The organism is Gimesia aquarii (assembly GCF_007748175.1).
Lineage (GTDB): Bacteria > Planctomycetota > Planctomycetia > Planctomycetales > Planctomycetaceae > Gimesia > Gimesia aquarii_A.
On record NZ_CP037422.1, the window covers coordinates 4,545,120 to 4,563,064 of the forward strand.

Below are 17,945 nucleotides of genomic sequence, written 5' to 3' on the forward strand. Positions count from 1 at the left end.
GCATTTCAATATCACGGTTCCCGTGACATCAACGCTTTTTAAGCATGGCAATCCATTCAAAACTAATTTTAACATGTTGAGACACATCTGGATTCAAAAGTGCCTCACTGACTGGTGTTTTAGGCAGGTTGCATTGCGCTCTATGAGTCATATTAGAGTAGGGGAGGGTTGCCCAAATGATAATCGTAAAAGACCTTACGCGAGTATTCGAAGCGAGTAACCAGGATGTCCTGGCGGTCGACCAAATCTCGTTTCAAGTACAACAGGGTGAGGTTTATGGTTTATTGGGACCCAATGGAGCCGGTAAAACAACCACGCTCAGAATGATTCTGGGATTATTGAAACCTACCAGCGGCGATGCAGAAGTGGAAGGGTTTCTGGTATCAAGCCATCCCGATGAAATCAAACGGAGGGTGGGCTTGGTATCGACCAGTGCGGGTTTGTATCAATGGTTGACCCCTCGTGAAATTCTATTTTTCTTTGCTGACGTTTATGGTGTTTCCAAGCAGCAAGCTACGGAACGCATTAGAGCACTCTCTCGTCTCTTTGATATTACCACGTTTCTGGATCGCCGATCTGCCACTTTGAGTACGGGGCAAAAGCAACGTGTGAATCTGGCAAGATCGCTCATTCATAATCCTCCTGTCATGCTCATGGATGAACCGACCCGTGGCCTGGATGTGGTTGGCAGTAAAGTCATTTTTGATTACATTGACCACCTGCGCGATGAAGGGAAAGCGGTCATAGTCTGTACGCATCGGCTGGACGAAGCAGAACAACTCTGTGATCGCTTCGGCTTGATGCATCAGGGGAAAAAACGATACGAAGGTACTCTGACAGAATTGCAAGAAGTGACATCGTGCCAGACATTGACGCAGATTTTCTTGCAGTTACTGGACACCCCTTTTGAACAGGATGAAACCATACCTGCTACTCAAGAGAAAGTGATTTAATGTCGTCGCCTTCTAGTTCAGATTCGCAGGATCACATGCCTGGCTCAACGATCACGTTTCGGTTTTCAGGTCTCTTAAAAAAAGAACTGCGCGAAATTCTGCGCGATCGTCGTACTATTATTACTTTGATTTTAATGCCGGTGCTGGTTTATCCCTTGTTGGGGTTAATGCTGCAAAAGTTCTTTATCAGCCAGATGACGAATCTGGGAAAAGTGGAATATCAGATTGTGCTGCCCAATGAACCTGAAGCGAAGCTATTCCGTGACGTGTTTGCTCATGGAGAACAACTCCTGACGTTAAAAGAATATCAAGAGTTTTCGGATTCAGAAAAGACAAAGTCAGGCGAAACACTCGAAAAATTCCAGCAGGAAGATCCAGAAATCAAGATATTGATGGCGGATCACGAAGAGCATGTCCAAAGCCTGGAAACTTTAGTGCGCGAAGGATCTGTTGATATTGGAGTTCGCTATATTCCCAGTGATGAGCTGGATCAAAATCCTGATATCAACAAGCTGAGAGGGCGATTTGAAATCATCTACGGAGCTCAATCGAGACACAGTCGTCGTGTTGCTGACTATGTGGAGCAACGCTTGCAGGCGGTCAGGTGGAATTACCGGAACCGGCTTCTGAGAGATTTTGGTGAAAGCGATGCCGTCCCTTTCGTGACATCGGTTTCTGCGGTCAACTCAGATTCGGCACAGGCATTCTCGCTGGTCACAATTGTGCCTCTGATTTTAATTCTGATGACGGTTACAGGTGCCGTTTATCCCGCCATTGACTTAACTGCAGGGGAACGTGAACGAGGCACGCTCGAAACCTTAATGGCAGCTCCCCTTCCACGGATGTGGATTTTAAGTGCTAAATTCATCGCGGTCTTATTTGTGGCGATCCTGACAGCGCTGGTCAATATGACGGCCATGCTGGCGACCGCTTATGCCAACGGATTGGAAACGGTCTTGTTTGGTGCAGGTATGACTCCTTTTGTTTTGCTTGAGATCTTGCTGTTGCTTGTGATTTTTGCAGCTTTCTTTTCTGCTGTATTATTGTGCCTGACCAGTTTTGCGCGCAGTTTTAAAGAAGCGCAGGCGTACTTGATTCCACTGATGCTGATTTCAATGGCACCCGGGATTTTGGGAATGGTACCCGATTTAAAGATGACTCCGATGTGGGCCGTCATTCCCTTAGCAAATATTGTGTTATTAAGCCGCGACTTTCTTCTCCAGGAAGCACAGCAGGGCTTAGTGTTTCTCTCCGTGATTTCAACTTTGTTTTATGGCGTCATTGCGCTCGGAATCGCGGCTCGTATTTTTGGAGCCGATACGATTTTGTACCAGAGTCATACTACCTGGACTGATTTACTGAAGCGATCACAAAAGAAGCACTTAGTCCCCGCTCTCAATAACGCCATGATTTGTCTGGCGGTCTTATTTCCCGTTTTTATTCTTTCTTCGTCACTTGTCGGGCGTCTGGGTGAGATTTCGATGTCCCAGCGTTTGTTAGTTTCAGGAACGTTGACCTTCAGCCTGTTTCTTTTGATTCCGTTGTTATTCGCACGCATGGGAGGTGTGAAATTAAAAACGGGATTCCGCTGGTTTCCCCCTAAAGTCCTGGCATGTCTGGGGGCAATCCTGCTGGGCTTCACCTTGTGGCCCTTCGCGTATGAAATTGAGATTCTCTCACTCAACAATGACCGGATTGAATCACTTTCCAAGATGTTTGAATCATTAAAACTGGAGCTGGGAAGTGTACCTTTGTGGGTGAAATTGATCTCATTGGCAGTCTTACCTGCAGTGTGTGAAGAATTATTTTTTCGCGGATATTTGTTAAGTGCCTTATTAAATCGATTTTCAAGTACACCTGCGATTCTAATTTCTTCATTCCTGTTTGCTTTGTTTCATGTGATTGTCAGAGATTCCCTGTTCATTGAACGTTTTTTTCCCAGTTTTTTAATGGGACTCAGTCTGGGATACGTGAATGTTCTCGCCCGCAGTGTGATTCCGGGTATCATGTTGCATATGATACACAATGGGCTGTTGATAACGATTGCCAATTATCAGGATGCGTTTTCCGAATGGGAAGTCAATCTGGAGAATCAGAAACATTTACCGATGCTCTGGTTGGGAACTTCTCTGATTCTGGTGATTGTTGGATTCACACTGATTTACCTTAGCAATCGTAATCAGCTGGCTGCTGCAAAGAGCCTGACTGAGAAAAACTAATGGGAGATATCAATGGCTGTGAAATGGATCGTGTTCATTCTGGTTAGTATCAGCGTCTCTTCGCTACCCGCTGCCGATCAACAACGACCAAACATTGTTGTGATTCTGGCTGATGATTTTGGCGTGGGAGATATCCAAGCACACTATCCCCAAAATAAGATTCCCACACCTTATCTGGATCGTCTTGTTCAGCAGGGAATCAGTTACACCGACGCGCATAGTGGATCCGCGGTTTGCACGCCGACTCGCTATGGTTTATTAACGGGGCGCTATAGTTGGCGAACACGCATGCAGGAATGGGTGGTTGCCGCCTATGAGCCACCTTTGATTACTGAGGATCGTCCGACACTTCCTGGATTTCTAAAGGAGCAAGGCTATCGCACCGCCTGTATCGGCAAATGGCACCTGGGTTGGAATTGGCCTGGGGCGCAGCCGAGTCGGATGACAGAAAAAAGAAACGGGCTGTGGAAACTTCAGTGGGATTTTACAAAACCGATCAAGGGAGGACCGACTGCGCGCGGCTTTGATTATTATTTTGGAGTCGATCTTCCCAACCTTCCTCCATTTGCATTTATTGAAAATGATCGTCTTACGACTCAGCCAACTGCAGGCTTTCAATTAGACCACAGTGAAGGGATTGTTTTACCGAGAGGTTTCGTCGGTGCACCCACGGCACCCGGTTGGCGCATGCAAAAGATTCTTCCGGAAATTACGAAACGCGCGGTTCAATATGTGCATGACCAGGCGCAGCAAGCCTCGCCGTTCTTCCTTTATTTTTCTATGACTTCGCCCCACGAACCGGTTGTACCGTCGGCAAAGTTTCGTGGAAAAAGCGGAATTGCTCCGATAGCAGATTTTGTGATGGAGACAGATTGGTCTGCCGGTCAGGTGATAAAAGCCATTGATCAAGCGGGCATCGCCGAAAATACCATTGTGATTTTCACGGCAGATAACGGCCATTCACACTACACCGGTTGGGATGATTTGATTAATGCAGGCCATTTTCCCAGTGGTCCCTATCGAGGACATAAAGGAGATATTTGGGAAGGTGGGCATCGTGTTCCGCTTGTCGTGCGCTGGCCGAACCGTATCAAACCTGGTTCTGAGAGTCACCAAATGGTGTGCCTCACTGACCTGTTTGCCACGAATGCAGAAATTGTGGGAGCAGAATTACCTTCAAACGGGGCAGAGGACAGTATGAGTTTTCTACCCTCTTTACTCGGTAAGAAATCAGACCAACATCGCACATCACTTGTTAACCACTCCAATCATGGGGAATTTGCCTATCGTGATGGTCCCTGGAAGCTTGTCTTTAAAATGAGTGGCCGCAACCTTCAACAATCTCGCGGGAAACCAACCATTACCGAACTTTATCATTTGGATGCTGATATTGGTGAGCAGAAAAATTTAGTGAAACAACGTCCGAAAATTGTTGCGCAAATGACCGCCGATTTTCAAAAACTAATCGATCAAGGCAGTAGTCGTGCCAGTCAGATCAGTGCCAACGACACGCAGGTTCGTTTTGACACGATTCAGGAGCGACGTTGGGCCCCCGCTCAAAAATAATAACTCAGCCAGGTATGAACAGAGAACACAAAAGGGAAGGTCTTCTTTAAGTCGTCGGCTCATCTTCGGAATCGTCCTTAGAAATTCGGGTCCCTCGTTTTAATGACTCTGTCCCAAATCGTTGGGCGATTTGATCTTTGACATGATCCAGACGAGAGTTTTTTTGCTGATCTGCTTCATCAAATAATGACCGCTGCTGTAATGGTCCGATATCAAAGCCCGTAATACCGATTCCAATTAGTCTGATTGATAAAGTCCGCTGTGGAAGTCGATTTTCCAGTAAGAGTAATGCCGCCTCTTCAATTTCCCTTGTAATATCTGTTGGTTGGTTGATTGTCGCGGCGCGCGTAAATGTGGAAAAATCATCGTAACGTATTTTGAGTTGAATCGTTCTGCCGCGTAATCCATTTTTGCGCAATCTTCGGGCAACATCTTCAACCAGTTGAATCAAAACGGTCTTCAGAATGTCTCGATCAGTGACATCTTGAGAAAAAGTCGTCTCGCGTGAAATCGATTTTGCGCGTCGCTCAGAAACAACAGGCCGCTCATCAATTCCCCGCGACAGTTCCCAGAGGTGTTGACCTTGTTCGCCAAATAGCTCACCTAATAATTGCGAGTCAATGGCTCGCAATTGTGCAACGGTTTGAACGCCTAGCTTGTCAAACCGTTTGCTGGCTACTTTACCAATGCCCCACACACGAGAAATGGGTAAGGGGTCGAGAAAGTCTTGTATGGCGTCCGGTTGCACAATGACGAGTCCATCTGGTTTATCAATATCACTGGCGATTTTTGCTAAAAATTTATTCGGCGCGACTCCTACCGAGGCAATCAGATTCAATTGCTGCTTTATTTCCTGTTTAATCGTGACCGCGATTTCTTGTCCGGTACCAAACAATAATTTGCTGCCGGTGACATCCAGAAACGCTTCATCAAGAGAAAGGGGTTCAACAAGCGGGGTGTATTTTCGAAAAATCTGTTGAATGGATTGTGAAATATCAGCGTAAGCATTCATTCGGACCGGAAAATAGTGACCATGGGGGCAAAGCCTGCGGGCGGTTTTCATCGGCTGCGCACTGTGAACTCCGAATTCCCGCGCTGTATAATTGGCTGCCGAAACAACACCACGGTGATCGGAACGACCACCGACAATAATCGGTTGTCCTTTTAATTCCGGGTGATCCCGTTCTTCAATTGACGCATAAAACGCGTCCATATCAACGTGCAAGATTGTGCGCATCGTATTATTCGGACGTCAGTAAATTTAATTAACTTCACTTATAAAGAGTTCGCTTTGCAGGCTTTGTCAGTCTAACATTGATTTCTTATTACTCTTTTGAGGTGATTGCTATTTTCTGAAGTTTCATTTTAGCAAGGATCTCAGTAGAAACGTACTTAAAAGAATAGAACACAAAACAGATATAAAAACTGCTTGATCTTTGCAAAGCGCATTCTCTGTTCATTATAATGAGCAGGTCACGCTATATCTTCCTGCATTAAAATGATTCATTCACTTGGATCAACGTGCACAAATCTTCGTAGATAAGGAGTCTTCAGTGAGTAACCAAAAGCAGAATCGTCGTGATTTTATGAAAACAACCGCTGCTGCCGTCGCGGGTAGCAGTGTTCCATTCTGGTTTGATATCGACCCTGCGAGTGCATACAAATTTAAAGCAGCCAATGATCGCCCCGTTGTGGGATGCATTGGAACGGGTAGTCGCTGGAATGGCGTTGGTCCCAATGCGATGAAATATGGCGATGTGATTGCTGTTTGCGATGTCGATGCTGCTCACGCGAATAAAGCCCGTGACCGAGTGAAAGACATACAGGGCAAAAAAGGGAATAATAAAGAAGTCGCTGTCTTTGAAGACTATCAGAAGGTGCTTGAAAATCCGGAAATTGACATCGTGACGATTGTCACAACCGATCATTGGCATACGAAAATTGCCATTGAAGCCATGAAAGCCGGTAAAGACGTTTATTGTGAAAAGCCGCTAACATTGACGATTGATGAAGGCAAGCAGATCATCAAAGCTTTGAAAGAAACCGGGCGCGTCTTCCAAGTTGGTACCCAACAGCGTAGTGAAATGGGACAGCGTTTTCTAAATGCATTGGCTATTATCAAAGAAGGTCGGTTGGGTAAGATCACCGATGTGGAATGTGTGATTGGTGGTATTGGCCCTAGTGGTTCGATTCCCGTGGCCGAAGTTCCTAAAACATTGAATTGGGAAAAATGGCTTGGACAAGCCCCGATGACGGATTATCGTTGGAAACCTAAAGAAGGAGACAAAGGTAATCCCAAAACGCGTGCTCATTATGAATTCCGTTGGTGGTATGAATATTCCGGTGGAAAAATGACTGACTGGGGAGCACATCATGTTGATATTGCCCAGTGGGGGATTGGCATGGATGAATCTGGACCTACACAGGTAGTGCCGATTTCCGCAGTACATCCTGTTCCTCTGAAAGACGGGATGCCAACGAAGGATGACGCTTACAACGTGGCTTCAAAATTTGAAGTACAGTGCACATTCCCGAACGAAGTCAAAATGACGATCAAAAGTGATGGTCGTAATGGAATTCTCTTTACCGGTACGGAAGGCCGAATCTTCGTCAGTCGTGGTGATTTGACCGGTAAGCCAGTCGAAGAACTTAAGAACAAGCCGCTTTCCAGTGATACGATCACCAAACTCTATAAAGGGCGGAAACCTGGTGACCATATGCGTAACTTCTATGAATGTGTTGATGCACGGGAGCAACCCATTTCCGATGTAATGACACATCATCGTGCGATTACAACCTGCCATCTGGCTAACATCGCAATTCGCTTGAATCGTTCTCTGGAATGGGATCCTAAAACCGAGCAGATAATCGGCGATGATGAAGCTAACCAGTGGCAATCTCGCGAACAACGCAAAGGTTACGAGACCAACGCGTAACTGCTGCCTTTTAGATGTAGAAAAGCGCTCAGCCTGAAGGGAAACATTTCCCTTCAGGTTTTTTTTCTGATAAAAGTTTCCGTTTTCGACCATACATGAGATATACCTGTGCTAGTGTCGTCAACTACAGGTGACGGCACTCACTTGCTTTTTAAGTCAAATGTGAATGAATTTTCATTGTTTGAACCGACTTCAATTTCAAGGATACTTTTTTCATTGTATTTGCTTGGGAGATACTGTTCCATTGCTGGTTCCTTTCCAGTCCCTTCTGCGTTGTCGACCATCTTATTCTTGGACTGGCGGTTTGCAGTGATGAGTACTCTTCTTTTTCCAGCTTCCATTTCCGAATTGAAGGAACCGTTCTTTACATTTGCAAAGTATGATTTGTTTTTACTGGCTGGATCTTTAAAAAGAATACTTGCGTCAGGTATTGGCTGGCCATCAAGTGTTACAGTTCCTGAGACAGTATACAATTTCGGGCCACTCTCCCCACTTCCGCATCCAATTACGACTATGACCAGCGTGATGATGAAACTTATAGAAAAAAACTGTGTACGTAGCATGATTGATTTCCAATTGATTTTGAGAGATTAACAGCTTAACCCCGGAGAGAATCTACGAGAGATCGCTTGTTTTATTAGATTAGGTTGTGTGATTAAAATTCACCAATCACTTCTTCTCCGCTACGAGTAGCTAACGCTTGCCAAGTGCTGAGATCAATATTTTCTGAAGCGAAACGGACTGCTCCATCAGCCAATAAGATGTGCACGCCTCCTATGTGATAACTGCGAGCATAGGTTCGTGCAGACCCCGTGCAGGAAACAGTAGGAGATGATCCCGAGTTGTAACCAGCACACGGATAATTTGACAAATCATAATTCGCACAAGTGTAGTTACAATCAGGAACTGGACTATTGGGTGGTTCTGCATTGTTGAATGCTGTACCGTGGTGGGATGAGCCACCACCCCAATAATTACCCACCTCACCCCAAGGGGTATGGGCAACAGTAAGTCCATTTAAACGTGCGACTCCTTCGCCTCCCATGATCGTGTTAGAGGTCCCATCAGTCACATCTCTTAATTTTGTTTTCGAGCGTAGGTAAAACATTCCATTTCCCGTTGCACTGCGCCAACTTGAATCTGTTGATCCAGAACACATCCCGTAATTTCCTCTGAAGGCAAAATTGCTAATCACAGTGGGGTTGGAGGGACAGACTAAGGCTGGAATTACTGTAAACCGGTGTGAAGATCCATGTACGTAAGCAAAATTTTCCTCAATGTAAGCGTTGTATAAGGCACCTTGTTCTATATAGGGGAGAAGTTGTTGCATCCAGGTCTCACGACTTCTGGCTAATGGTCCTGCACCATCATCCCAGCCCCAACCGTAGGGAAGTACTGAATGTGCATCATGGTAATTGTGCATGGCCAAGCCAACTTGTTTCAAGTTGTTTTTGCAAGAGCTGCGCCGTGCTGCTTCGCGTGCTTGTTGTACTGCAGGTAATAATAAGGCAATCAAAATGGCGATAATGGCAATCACTACCAGTAGTTCAATCAGTGTAAAACCGCGCTTCAATGAATGATTCAACTTCACGTCTTTGCTCCTTCGAATAAAGAAATAAGTGGAAAAACGTACCAAGAATAATGACATATGATTTTTTAAAATTTGAAGTAGTAATTGGTAGAAATTTGTTTCTAATAAGCTGATTTATCGACTACGACTTGTTAGTTCATTAATATACAAGTGTATTAATATAAGTATATAATTAGCCATGTCTTTCTGTCAATAAGATTTAAAATATAAATTAAATTTATTGAACAGGTGTTTTTTAGGCGTGAGGATTTGTATCGATATTTCCCCAATATAGAATCGATGGGGGGATTATGGGGGGATGTATTAATCGCCCAGCAGTTGGGCTTTATGCTTACGAAGTCTCATCAGATTCTTTCAGATTTCTGATGACCCTACATCCAAAGGTGCACGCGCTCCCGTAATTCAGCGGGCAGATGTTTTTTAATGGCGCTCATCACCTGATTATCGTGATAGCGAGTACTGAAATGCGCGAGAATGAGCAATTCATTCTGAAATCGATCCGCACGTTCGATGAGATCATCAAGGTGCATGTGACCGAATTTATGAATCTTTTCACGGCGGTGTTCAGGACGATAAAAAGTCATCTCGGTGATCAAAACTTTTGACTGAAAGGATGTCTCGAAATGATCCAGGCCTGCAGGAGCTGTATCTCCAGTATAACACACTAAAGGTACACGAACCTCTTCGCTGACATCAATTCCTGACATACGGGCATCGCGGATTTCCGTTTCCGGTTTACCGATGAACTCTGATTTTAGTTTTTTGCGACAATCCCAAACCTGGAATCCAAGCGAAGGTACTGTATGCTTTGTTCGAAAGGCTGTTACAACGTGTTCTCTGGAAAGCTGAACCTCTTGCCCATCCTTAAGACCAACCAGTTCGCATTCCATACGCCCGCGATCCAATTGCTGCCAGCTTTTTAGCATATTCCAAACCGGATCCACTACTTCTTCGGGCAGATAAATAGTGGGAGGACTCATTTTCATCATACGTCGGCGCGCCACATAAGCGGGCAAGGCTGCCATGTGATCCAAATGTGCGTGCGAGATAAAAAAGGTCGAAGTCCCCATAAATGACCAGGGGCTTCCCCCCATGTCAAACCCCAGCTTGAGTTCGGGGACTCTCCAGTAACTCTGTACTGCAGCGCGCGAATACCCCTCGATTGTGAGTCCTTTATATTTCACGGATTGCAGAGGTAAGTTTTCAAGCATAGGAGCTACATAGCCGAATCATCAAGGAATTTAATATGGAGGAAGTCAGACTAACTCAATTTCGCTGACGAACCAAGAAATACACCGCCGTATTTCGAAAACCTTTCGATGTTCAGCGGTGAAAGCGTGCAAAAGAATGCATGACAGACCGAAGGACACTTATTTCACCGGTATGGATCGGCCTGTCTGGATACTTTTAGCTTCGGCATAGCAAATTTTCAGCGCATCTCTTGCGAGTGCTCCCGATAATGCCTCTGGTTCTTCCCCAGACTCAAGGGCATTTACGGCCGCCTGTAATTCCAGCGTGAAGGCTGCGCACCAGGCATCTCCTCCTTTTAGTTTCGGGTGTTGCAAACGGCCTTTTTGAGTAATCAGTGTCAGAGGCTGGCTGACAACCCATTCTTTCTTTTTACCGACGCCCATTGTGCCAGCACCAAACAATACTGTGGCATCTTCGAAATAAAGTTCATAGCCATGAGCAAATTCAAGACCACGTGCCGCAATACCTCCGCTCACACAACTAATTGCCAGGTTGGGTTCATCGTAATCATAGACAGTGTGAACATGATTGACATAACCCTGGTTTTCAATTCCACGCGAAGTGACTTTTCGAGGGACACCACACATTAGGCTGATCAGATGATTGTCATGAATATGCAGATCGATTCCCCAACCTCCCAGTTTCTGGAAGTCTTCTATATTTTCCGACCATTTCGGAGGCGCCATGACTCGACGAAAATGAGCGGCTAAAAGTTTTCCGTATTTATTACTACGAACACATTCGACAGCGAACTGGAATTCGGGGAAAAAGGGGAGTACCTGGGCCACCATGAACTGTACACCCGCTTTCTTGGCTGCGTTTACCATTTTATTGGCTGCTTTAAGGTCGATGGCGATTGGTTTCTCGACGAGTGTATGTTTTCCAGCCCGAATTGAATCAAGGGCAACTTTCTCATGCATTTCTGTTGGCAGACAGATATCAACCAGGTCAATCTCAGGGTCGGCTAACAAATCGTGATAGTCTTTGTACTGTTTGACTTTGGATAAATCTTCCTGTCCACCGCGTGGTCCGAAATTCCCTTCGATGCTGCTCCAGTCCCCCGCCAGTTTTTTGGAATCACGAGTCGCGATTGCCGTAACTTTGGCTCCTTTGAGTTTTTTTGCTCCCTCATAATGAGCCATTCCCATAAAACCAATACCGATAATCCCGATCCGAATCATAGCTTTCCCCTGCAGTTGCGGCAGACTTCTCAAGTAAATTTACACAATTGCTAAAGACTGACGATCAGTAATGAAATCGTCAAGCGGTCGCCAGCCCGTTTTCTTGCTTCTTTTTTTATCTTCTTAAATTTTAAAACCTGATCTTCTGGTCGCTTTATCTCCATCATTCAAACTGAGTTGTCATGAAGACCTTCCTTCAGGCGGTAGTCACCGGTTTCCAGTATAGTGGAACTCGATATTTGGAGCTGTGACTCGATGAGTTTTGGTGATCAAAAACAGGTGTCTTTGGGTCTCATTTAGTAGCAAAAAGAGCTGTGTCGATGCCCGTTTATTAGGCAGTCGCTGTGGTGCGCGATTTTTAGGCACATGTTGGGTTAATTTAGGTGGAATAGGCGTGCTTTGTCCTGTGTTTTGAGGACTCTTTGTTATTTTTCAGTCTGGGCTAGACACATTAAATCAAAAGGTGTTATCATACTGATGTCGACATCGTAGTGATGGCAGTTTTGGTGTAGATATAATTGTTTTCAGCAAGCTGTCGAGATGAGTACTCTTGAACTACCCTCATCCTTAATGTGGCTTCAACCTTTCTGGAAAGGTTACAAGGAAGTTTGAGGGAACAGATAACGAAGGATTCGAAAAGAAATGCTTGTATTATCACGTAAGCCCGGCGAACGAATTCGAATTGGCGATGATGTAACTTTAACGATTGTTCGAATCGGCCCTAATTCAGTTAGATTAGGGATCGATGCTCCTCGAAGTATGAGTATCGTGCGCGAAGAACTCTGTATTGACTTTTCTGATTTACCAGAAGCCAGCCAATTGACAGAGAAAACTCCTTCGCCTTAATTTGAATTGCTGTCTTAACTCCCCATCTCACAAGGCCTCAAGTCTTTCTTGATCGCTTAATCATTCGATTAGAGTTTTGCTGATCGATTTGTCATTACTGCACTCGATAAGAAAAGCATTGGTAATGTCCACCGATTCGCACTCACCAGGTTCCTCACCGACTTTAGTCTGCCTGCATGCTGTTTTTCAGGGGCGTGTGCAGGGAGTTGGCTTTCGTTATCGAACTTCAAAATTGGCAAAGCAGCATCCCATTACTGGATTTGTCAAAAATTTGTCTGATGGAACTGTGGAATTAGTGGCTCAAGCGAATAGGAAAGCAGAGCTGGACCATTTTTTCGATGAAATGATGTTGATGTTTGCAACGAATGTCACCGATGTGGCGATTCAGGAAATCGATCCAGATTCGACCCTGCAGGACTTCAGGATCGCACGCTGATTGATATACCGTTGAGCAGATGGTGGTTAGAGTGAAGCCAATTTGGCAAATTTTAGCGGATGTATGCGACAGATTAGGGAAAACGTCTCCCGAATTACCTTGGATTCTTTACTTTGACCACCTTTTCTCGGTAAAGTAGGAATTGCTTGAAATGCTTTGCAGCATTTCCTTTGATAGTTGAAATCTTCATCGGTTTCTGAAGGCAGTTCTCACTCTTTCAGGGTTCTGTTTCTCAGCTGGAACATTTTTTCAGATGAGACCTGTCAAAAGCTTGTTTGTGGAGACTGAAATTGATTTGTTTTCAGAACTTCAAAAATAAATCCAACATCTGAAGCGGTCAGATTCGTACAATTCGTGAGTGATTCTGTGCCTGTTTTGGCTTTGAAATGACGTCGCGTCTTACTTTATCAGTTCATATTATTTAGTTGAGTGGTGGATAAACGATGGAAAACCTTTTGGTTTTTTCTGCTGAAAATGCTGACCTGACTGTGCAATGGTGGATCACCGGAGCAGGGGTATTGCTCTATTTCATGGTGTTATTTGGAGTGACGGCATATACCCAGGCAGGAGTCATTGCCAGAGCTACGACGAAAGAAGCGATTCGCCAGCCAGTGTTTTTGCTTTTGCTCTCCTTGGGGTTGGTTTTGCTTTTGTTGAATACGTTTCTGCCATTCTTTTCGATGGGTGATGATGTCAAAATGTTAATGGACTGCGGCCTGGCTACAATTTTGATTTGTAGTTTGCTACTTGCAATCTGGTCTGCCAGTACAAGTATTGCGGATGAGATTGAAGGTAAAACCGCAATGACGTTATTATCCAAGCCGATTAATCGTCGTCAATTTATCGTCGGGAAATATCTGGGAATTCTGAAAGCCGTTGTTTGGCTAATGCTTCCTTTAGTGATTACCTTTCTGTTACTTGTTTATTTTAAGGTTGGGTATGACGCGAGAGAAGCTTCCAAAGACGTTCCGACTCACGCAGAAAAAATGGCTGCTGTCTGGCTGATTCTGCCAGGGATTCTTTTGATTTATATGGAAGTTGCAATCTTGACCGCAATCAGTGTTGCGATTTCTACTCGATTACCGATGATGGTGAACATGATAGTTTGTTTTGGTGTCTACATCATTGGGCACCTGACACCAAACCTGGTCCAGGCCAAAGCAGAAGGACTGGAATTCGTAAAATTTACAGGTCAGTTGATCGCTACGATTCTGCCGAACCTGGATAACTTTAATGTCTCACCAGCGGTAGCAACTGGGACAATCGTTCCGCCAGTCTATATTGGTCATTCCGCTTTAAGCTGTCTGCTTTATTCCGGAATTGCGATTTTGGTTGCATTTATCCTTTTTGAAGATCGTGACCTTGCCTGAACAACGGGGAACGAGCTTCGTTTATCAGTAATTTCAAACAGATTCGGTGGGTCCCGTGTCAAATCGTCAGCCCAACGCATTCCATCGTGCATTTCCTGCGCGGGAATTCTTTCGCGGGTCGGCTAGATCAGTATTGTTTTGGTCACTTTTTAACGGCTTGTTGCTAACTCTGATACTGGTCGATTTATTTCTCATTATCGACTTACTCAACCATCGAGGCAAAATTACGGTTCGTGGAGAACAAAATGTCCTGGCGCTTCAGGATATCAGATCCGTTGAAGCTCCTGTTATTGTTCCCGAGCAGGAAGCCAAACCAGAGAATGAGCTAGATGAAGCAGGACCAGATGAAGCCAAATCTGAAGAAGGGCCTGGAAAATCAGCAGAAATAGAAAAAGGCAATACAGAGACACCTGCTCCCGAAAATCCGAACTACCTTATTTTGACTGATACGGGGATTTTGCCATCGGTGTGGTGGGTCCAAGTCAAATATCAGAATGGAATACTGAAGCAACTCTACCAGCGTTTCCCTTTACTTCAGGAAAATCAGTCTGCCCTGTTTACCCTGATCCTTGTGGCATTAGTTCTGGCAAGTTTACGAGTTTTAATTCGATGGAGATCCAGGCAGCTGAGCCTGAAAATTTCTCGTCATGTTTCAATGACGCTCCGAAGTATGATTCATCGACAAGCGCTTCGATTGGGACCGGGAGATTTATCAGGCAAAGAAACCGATCAGGCTTTCAATTTGTTTATTAAAGATGTCGAGGTTGTGGAGAATGGCGTTTTCCAATGGGTCTATCGCATGTCTCAACATCCCGTCACACTATTAATACTGTTTTTATTCGCGGTATCAATTGATTGGAGGCTGACCTTTCAATGTGTCATACCATTAGCGGCCGCCTGGTACTTTTTACTGCAGTACCGCAAAAATTATGAACTTCAACATGCCAAAACACTCGTCTCAATTGAATCTGAATTGTCATTGTTAGCTGAAAACTTGCGAAGTACACGTTTGGTTCGTGGGTATGGAATGGAAATAGTAGAGCATGATCGTTTCCAGAAACATCTCGAAAAATATTCGGAGAATACAACCAATTTAAAACGAGTTGAAGGTTGGGTTCACCGCATTGCCCGCGGACTGGCGGTATTCTGCTCGTGTCTGGTGATATTTTTGGTAGGCTATAAAGTGCTGCTGAATCCAGAGAGTTTGCCGTTCTCTGCGGCGATTTTAATTGTGGGCATCTTTTCCTTTTTCTATTTGCCAGTCAACGGGCTCTACGAACTGATTGGAGTACGTTCTGGTGCTAATATCGCTGCAAGCTCTGTGTATCGATATCTCAACAAGATTCCCGAAGTGAGTCAGGCGGTAGGCGCCAAATTTCTGGAGCCGTTATCGCAGGCACTTCAATTTGAGAATGTGAGTTATCGTCTATCCTCACAAGAGCCTGAAATTCTCAGTGGCTTTGATTTAAAAATTCCTGCGGGAACGAGTACCGCTTTTGTCTCTCTCGAAGCGCTTGCACCGCGTGCGGCGAGTTACCTGATTCCACGATTTATAGAACCGAAGTCAGGACGGGTACTAATGGATGGTGAAGACAGCGCCTGGGTGACTTTAGAATCTCTAAGAGCCGAAGCCATTTATGTTGGCGGAAATGACCTTTGTCTGACAGGAACGGTAAAAGAAAATATTCGATGTGGTGATGAACGTTATTCATTACAGGAAGTAATTGCTGCTTCAAAAGAGGTACGCGCGCATCAATTTGTCCAAAACTTACCACAAGGGTATGAGACTGCTTTAGGGCAAAATGGCGAGGAATTAACGATCGGCGAGTGCTTCCGTTTGGGTTTAGCAAGGGCTTTGCTAAGAAAGCCCGCTTTATTAATTATCGAAGAACCAGAGGGACCACTCGACGAGGATACAAAAACACTCTTGGAAGATACGTACTCACGAATTTTTCAGAATCGTACCATTTTTATCATTCCTTCTCGGATTACGACGCTCCGCAATGCAGATCAAGTGGTACTGATTCATGAAGGAAAAGTGGAAGCAGTGGATACTCAGGCAAACTTATTAAAGAAATCAGCTTTGTATCGACATTGGGAATATACTCGATTTAATCAGTTCAGGCACCTGCAAGAACCTTCGAACGGACGTTGAACCTAAGCATTAGTTATGGACATTCTTCATTCTCCTGTGGTCGAACAGGCGATTCGATTGGCTGCGATGGCCCACAAATCTCAAAAGCGAAAAGCATCAGGAATTCCATATATTTCGCATCCCATGAGTGTGTGCCTGATCTTAACAAAGGCTGGTTTTCACGATGAGGATATTCTTGCCGCCGCAGTCCTTCATGACGTTGTTGAAGATACAAACTTGACGATTGAGCAACTCACAGAGCATTTTTCTGAAGAAGTGATTCAGTATGTCAGTGAAATGACAGAGCAAAAAGAAACAACCGAGGGGGAAAAGCGGAATTGGCGTGAGCGTAAACAGGACCATATTGAAGTCATGCAACAGGCAACACTGGGAGCGCGCGCAATTGAATTAGCGGATAAGCTTCATAATCTGGAAGCGATGCTGTTCGATTTACGATCAGAAGATATTAATGAATTTTGGAAACACTTTGGTGCCAGTCCGACTGAAATTTTTCAATATTATCGTTCTATGATTGATGCGGCTGGGCAGTCGGACCAACAATTAGAGACCCTGGTACACAACTGTAATGCACGACTCGACGAATTGAAAAAATATCTTCCGTGAGCACTGCATTTGCGATACAACACTTTATGATAGTTTGGTAGAGTTTTGGGGTAACCTGTATTGCATATGGTAAGTCCGAACATCCAGAACTCTCGTGGGAAAATGCCCTTGATTTAGAGCAGATTGTCAATCGTAACGGGATGGTAGCGTGAATAGTGGTTCGTCAATGCCGTTCAAAACGGAAGGTAAAGTGAACGATGAGGCAGCAGAAAAGAGAATATTCAAACAGTTTTCTCTGGTTTTGGAATAATTGGATTGGTCTGTTTTTTTTCGTCTTCTTCGCATTTGGTGTTATTGTCGGAGGCGCTCTTTATCTTGATTCTCGACTTGCAGAAATTGAAGATCATCTTCAATATGTTCCACCACGGAGCTATGAGCCACCCAATCTGGATGACTATCAAGCAGGAAATATCTCATTAGAGAAATTACCAATACGGCAATTGGTTTATGTCCCCTCTTATTCGCACATTTACTATCACGGTGGATCACCGTTGCTGCTTGAAACAACACTCAGTATTCGTAATATCGATCTTGAGCAGCCGATTTATCTGAACTCGATTGAGTATTTCAATACTCAAGGCAAACTGGTTAAGAAGTATCTTGAGCAAAAGATAAAATTAGCTCCTCTGCAAACGATTGAGTTCTTAGTCGAGGATCGCGATAGTTCTGGTGGATCTGGAGCCAATTTCCTTGTCGAATGGTTTTCGGAGAGCGAAGTTAACAAACCAATGATAGAAACGGTAATGATTGGGACATCTGGATCGCAGGCGATCAGTTTTACAAGAACGGGAGCCGATATTTCATCCTCAAATGGTGGAAGCACCCGGTCAAAATAGTA

At 44.7% G+C, this 17,945-nt stretch carries 15 protein-coding genes; 10 read left to right on the forward strand and 5 right to left on the reverse strand.

The features are described from left to right. The first annotated feature begins 176 nt into the window (after nucleotides 1-176). From V202x_RS17320 to V202x_RS17330, 3 genes are read left to right on the forward strand one after another with little or no spacing between them, the layout of a single operon-like run. Nucleotides 177-953 (forward strand): ABC transporter ATP-binding protein, encoded by a 777-nt coding sequence (locus V202x_RS17320; protein WP_145177680.1) that lies wholly within the window; start codon nucleotides 177-179, stop codon nucleotides 951-953. Then, entirely contained in the window at nucleotides 953-3,172 is a 2,220-nt protein-coding gene (locus tag V202x_RS17325; protein WP_145177682.1) for an ABC transporter permease subunit/CPBP intramembrane protease, read from the forward strand. The genes V202x_RS17320 and V202x_RS17325 overlap by 1 nt, the downstream gene beginning before the upstream one ends. A gap of 12 nt (nucleotides 3,173-3,184) precedes the next feature. Next, complete coding sequence (locus V202x_RS17330) at nucleotides 3,185-4,738, forward strand: sulfatase family protein (RefSeq protein WP_145177685.1); 1,554 nt, start codon at nucleotides 3,185-3,187, stop codon at nucleotides 4,736-4,738. 46 nt (nucleotides 4,739-4,784) lie between these two features. Here the strand turns inward: V202x_RS17330 and dinB are convergent, their stop codons facing one another. Beyond that, nucleotides 4,785-5,975 carry a DNA polymerase IV gene (gene dinB, locus V202x_RS17335; RefSeq protein WP_145177688.1) on the reverse strand — a complete coding sequence of 397 codons (1,191 nt, stop codon included), beginning with the start codon at nucleotides 5,973-5,975 and terminating at the stop codon, nucleotides 4,785-4,787. A 316-nt stretch (nucleotides 5,976-6,291) separates the two neighbouring features. On the opposite strand from dinB, the gene V202x_RS17340 reads away from it, so the two are divergent. Next, entirely contained in the window at nucleotides 6,292-7,674 is a 1,383-nt protein-coding gene (locus V202x_RS17340; RefSeq protein ID WP_197992936.1) for a Gfo/Idh/MocA family protein, read from the forward strand. 140 nt (nucleotides 7,675-7,814) lie between these two features. Here V202x_RS17340 and V202x_RS17345 read toward each other — a convergent pair whose 3' ends face one another. From V202x_RS17345 to V202x_RS17360, 4 genes are all read right to left on the reverse strand, one after another. After that, nucleotides 7,815-8,237, reverse strand: coding sequence for a hypothetical protein (locus tag V202x_RS17345; protein ID WP_232098540.1), 423 nt, complete (start codon nucleotides 8,235-8,237; stop codon nucleotides 7,815-7,817). 92 nt (nucleotides 8,238-8,329) lie between these two features. Further along, complete coding sequence (locus V202x_RS17350; protein ID WP_145177694.1) at nucleotides 8,330-9,265, reverse strand: DUF1559 domain-containing protein; 936 nt, start codon at nucleotides 9,263-9,265, stop codon at nucleotides 8,330-8,332. Nucleotides 9,266-9,636: 371 nt separating this feature from the next. Further along, a complete protein-coding gene (locus V202x_RS17355; protein ID WP_145177697.1) occupies nucleotides 9,637-10,476 on the reverse strand; it encodes an MBL fold metallo-hydrolase in 840 nt (279 codons plus the stop codon). 159 nt (nucleotides 10,477-10,635) lie between these two features. Beyond that, nucleotides 10,636-11,697 carry a Gfo/Idh/MocA family protein gene (locus tag V202x_RS17360; RefSeq protein ID WP_145177700.1) on the reverse strand — a complete coding sequence of 354 codons (1,062 nt, stop codon included), beginning with the start codon at nucleotides 11,695-11,697 and terminating at the stop codon, nucleotides 10,636-10,638. A gap of 642 nt (nucleotides 11,698-12,339) precedes the next feature. Here V202x_RS17360 and V202x_RS17365 point away from each other — a divergent pair. The 6 genes from V202x_RS17365 (at nucleotide 12,340) to V202x_RS17390 (ending at nucleotide 17,943) form a co-directional block, all read left to right on the forward strand. Beyond that, complete coding sequence (locus V202x_RS17365) at nucleotides 12,340-12,543, forward strand: carbon storage regulator (RefSeq protein ID WP_145177703.1); 204 nt, start codon at nucleotides 12,340-12,342, stop codon at nucleotides 12,541-12,543. A gap of 124 nt (nucleotides 12,544-12,667) precedes the next feature. Then, a complete protein-coding gene (locus V202x_RS17370; protein WP_145177706.1) occupies nucleotides 12,668-12,979 on the forward strand; it encodes an acylphosphatase in 312 nt (103 codons plus the stop codon). Nucleotides 12,980-13,422: 443 nt separating this feature from the next. Then, nucleotides 13,423-14,349: an ABC transporter permease gene (locus V202x_RS17375; RefSeq protein WP_145177709.1), complete on the forward strand. Its 927-nt coding sequence runs from the start codon at nucleotides 13,423-13,425 to the stop codon at nucleotides 14,347-14,349. Nucleotides 14,350-14,404: 55 nt separating this feature from the next. Beyond that, complete coding sequence (locus V202x_RS17380; RefSeq protein WP_197992937.1) at nucleotides 14,405-16,504, forward strand: ABC transporter ATP-binding protein; 2,100 nt, start codon at nucleotides 14,405-14,407, stop codon at nucleotides 16,502-16,504. Nucleotides 16,505-16,519: 15 nt separating this feature from the next. Continuing rightward, nucleotides 16,520-17,107 carry an HD domain-containing protein gene (locus tag V202x_RS17385; RefSeq protein ID WP_145177713.1) on the forward strand — a complete coding sequence of 196 codons (588 nt, stop codon included), beginning with the start codon at nucleotides 16,520-16,522 and terminating at the stop codon, nucleotides 17,105-17,107. Nucleotides 17,108-17,304: 197 nt separating this feature from the next. Then, the gene (locus V202x_RS17390) at nucleotides 17,305-17,943 is read left to right on the forward strand and encodes a DUF3124 domain-containing protein (protein ID WP_145177715.1); all 639 of its coding nucleotides are present in this window, start codon (nucleotides 17,305-17,307) and stop codon (nucleotides 17,941-17,943) included. Nucleotides 17,944-17,945 lie beyond the last annotated feature (2 nt).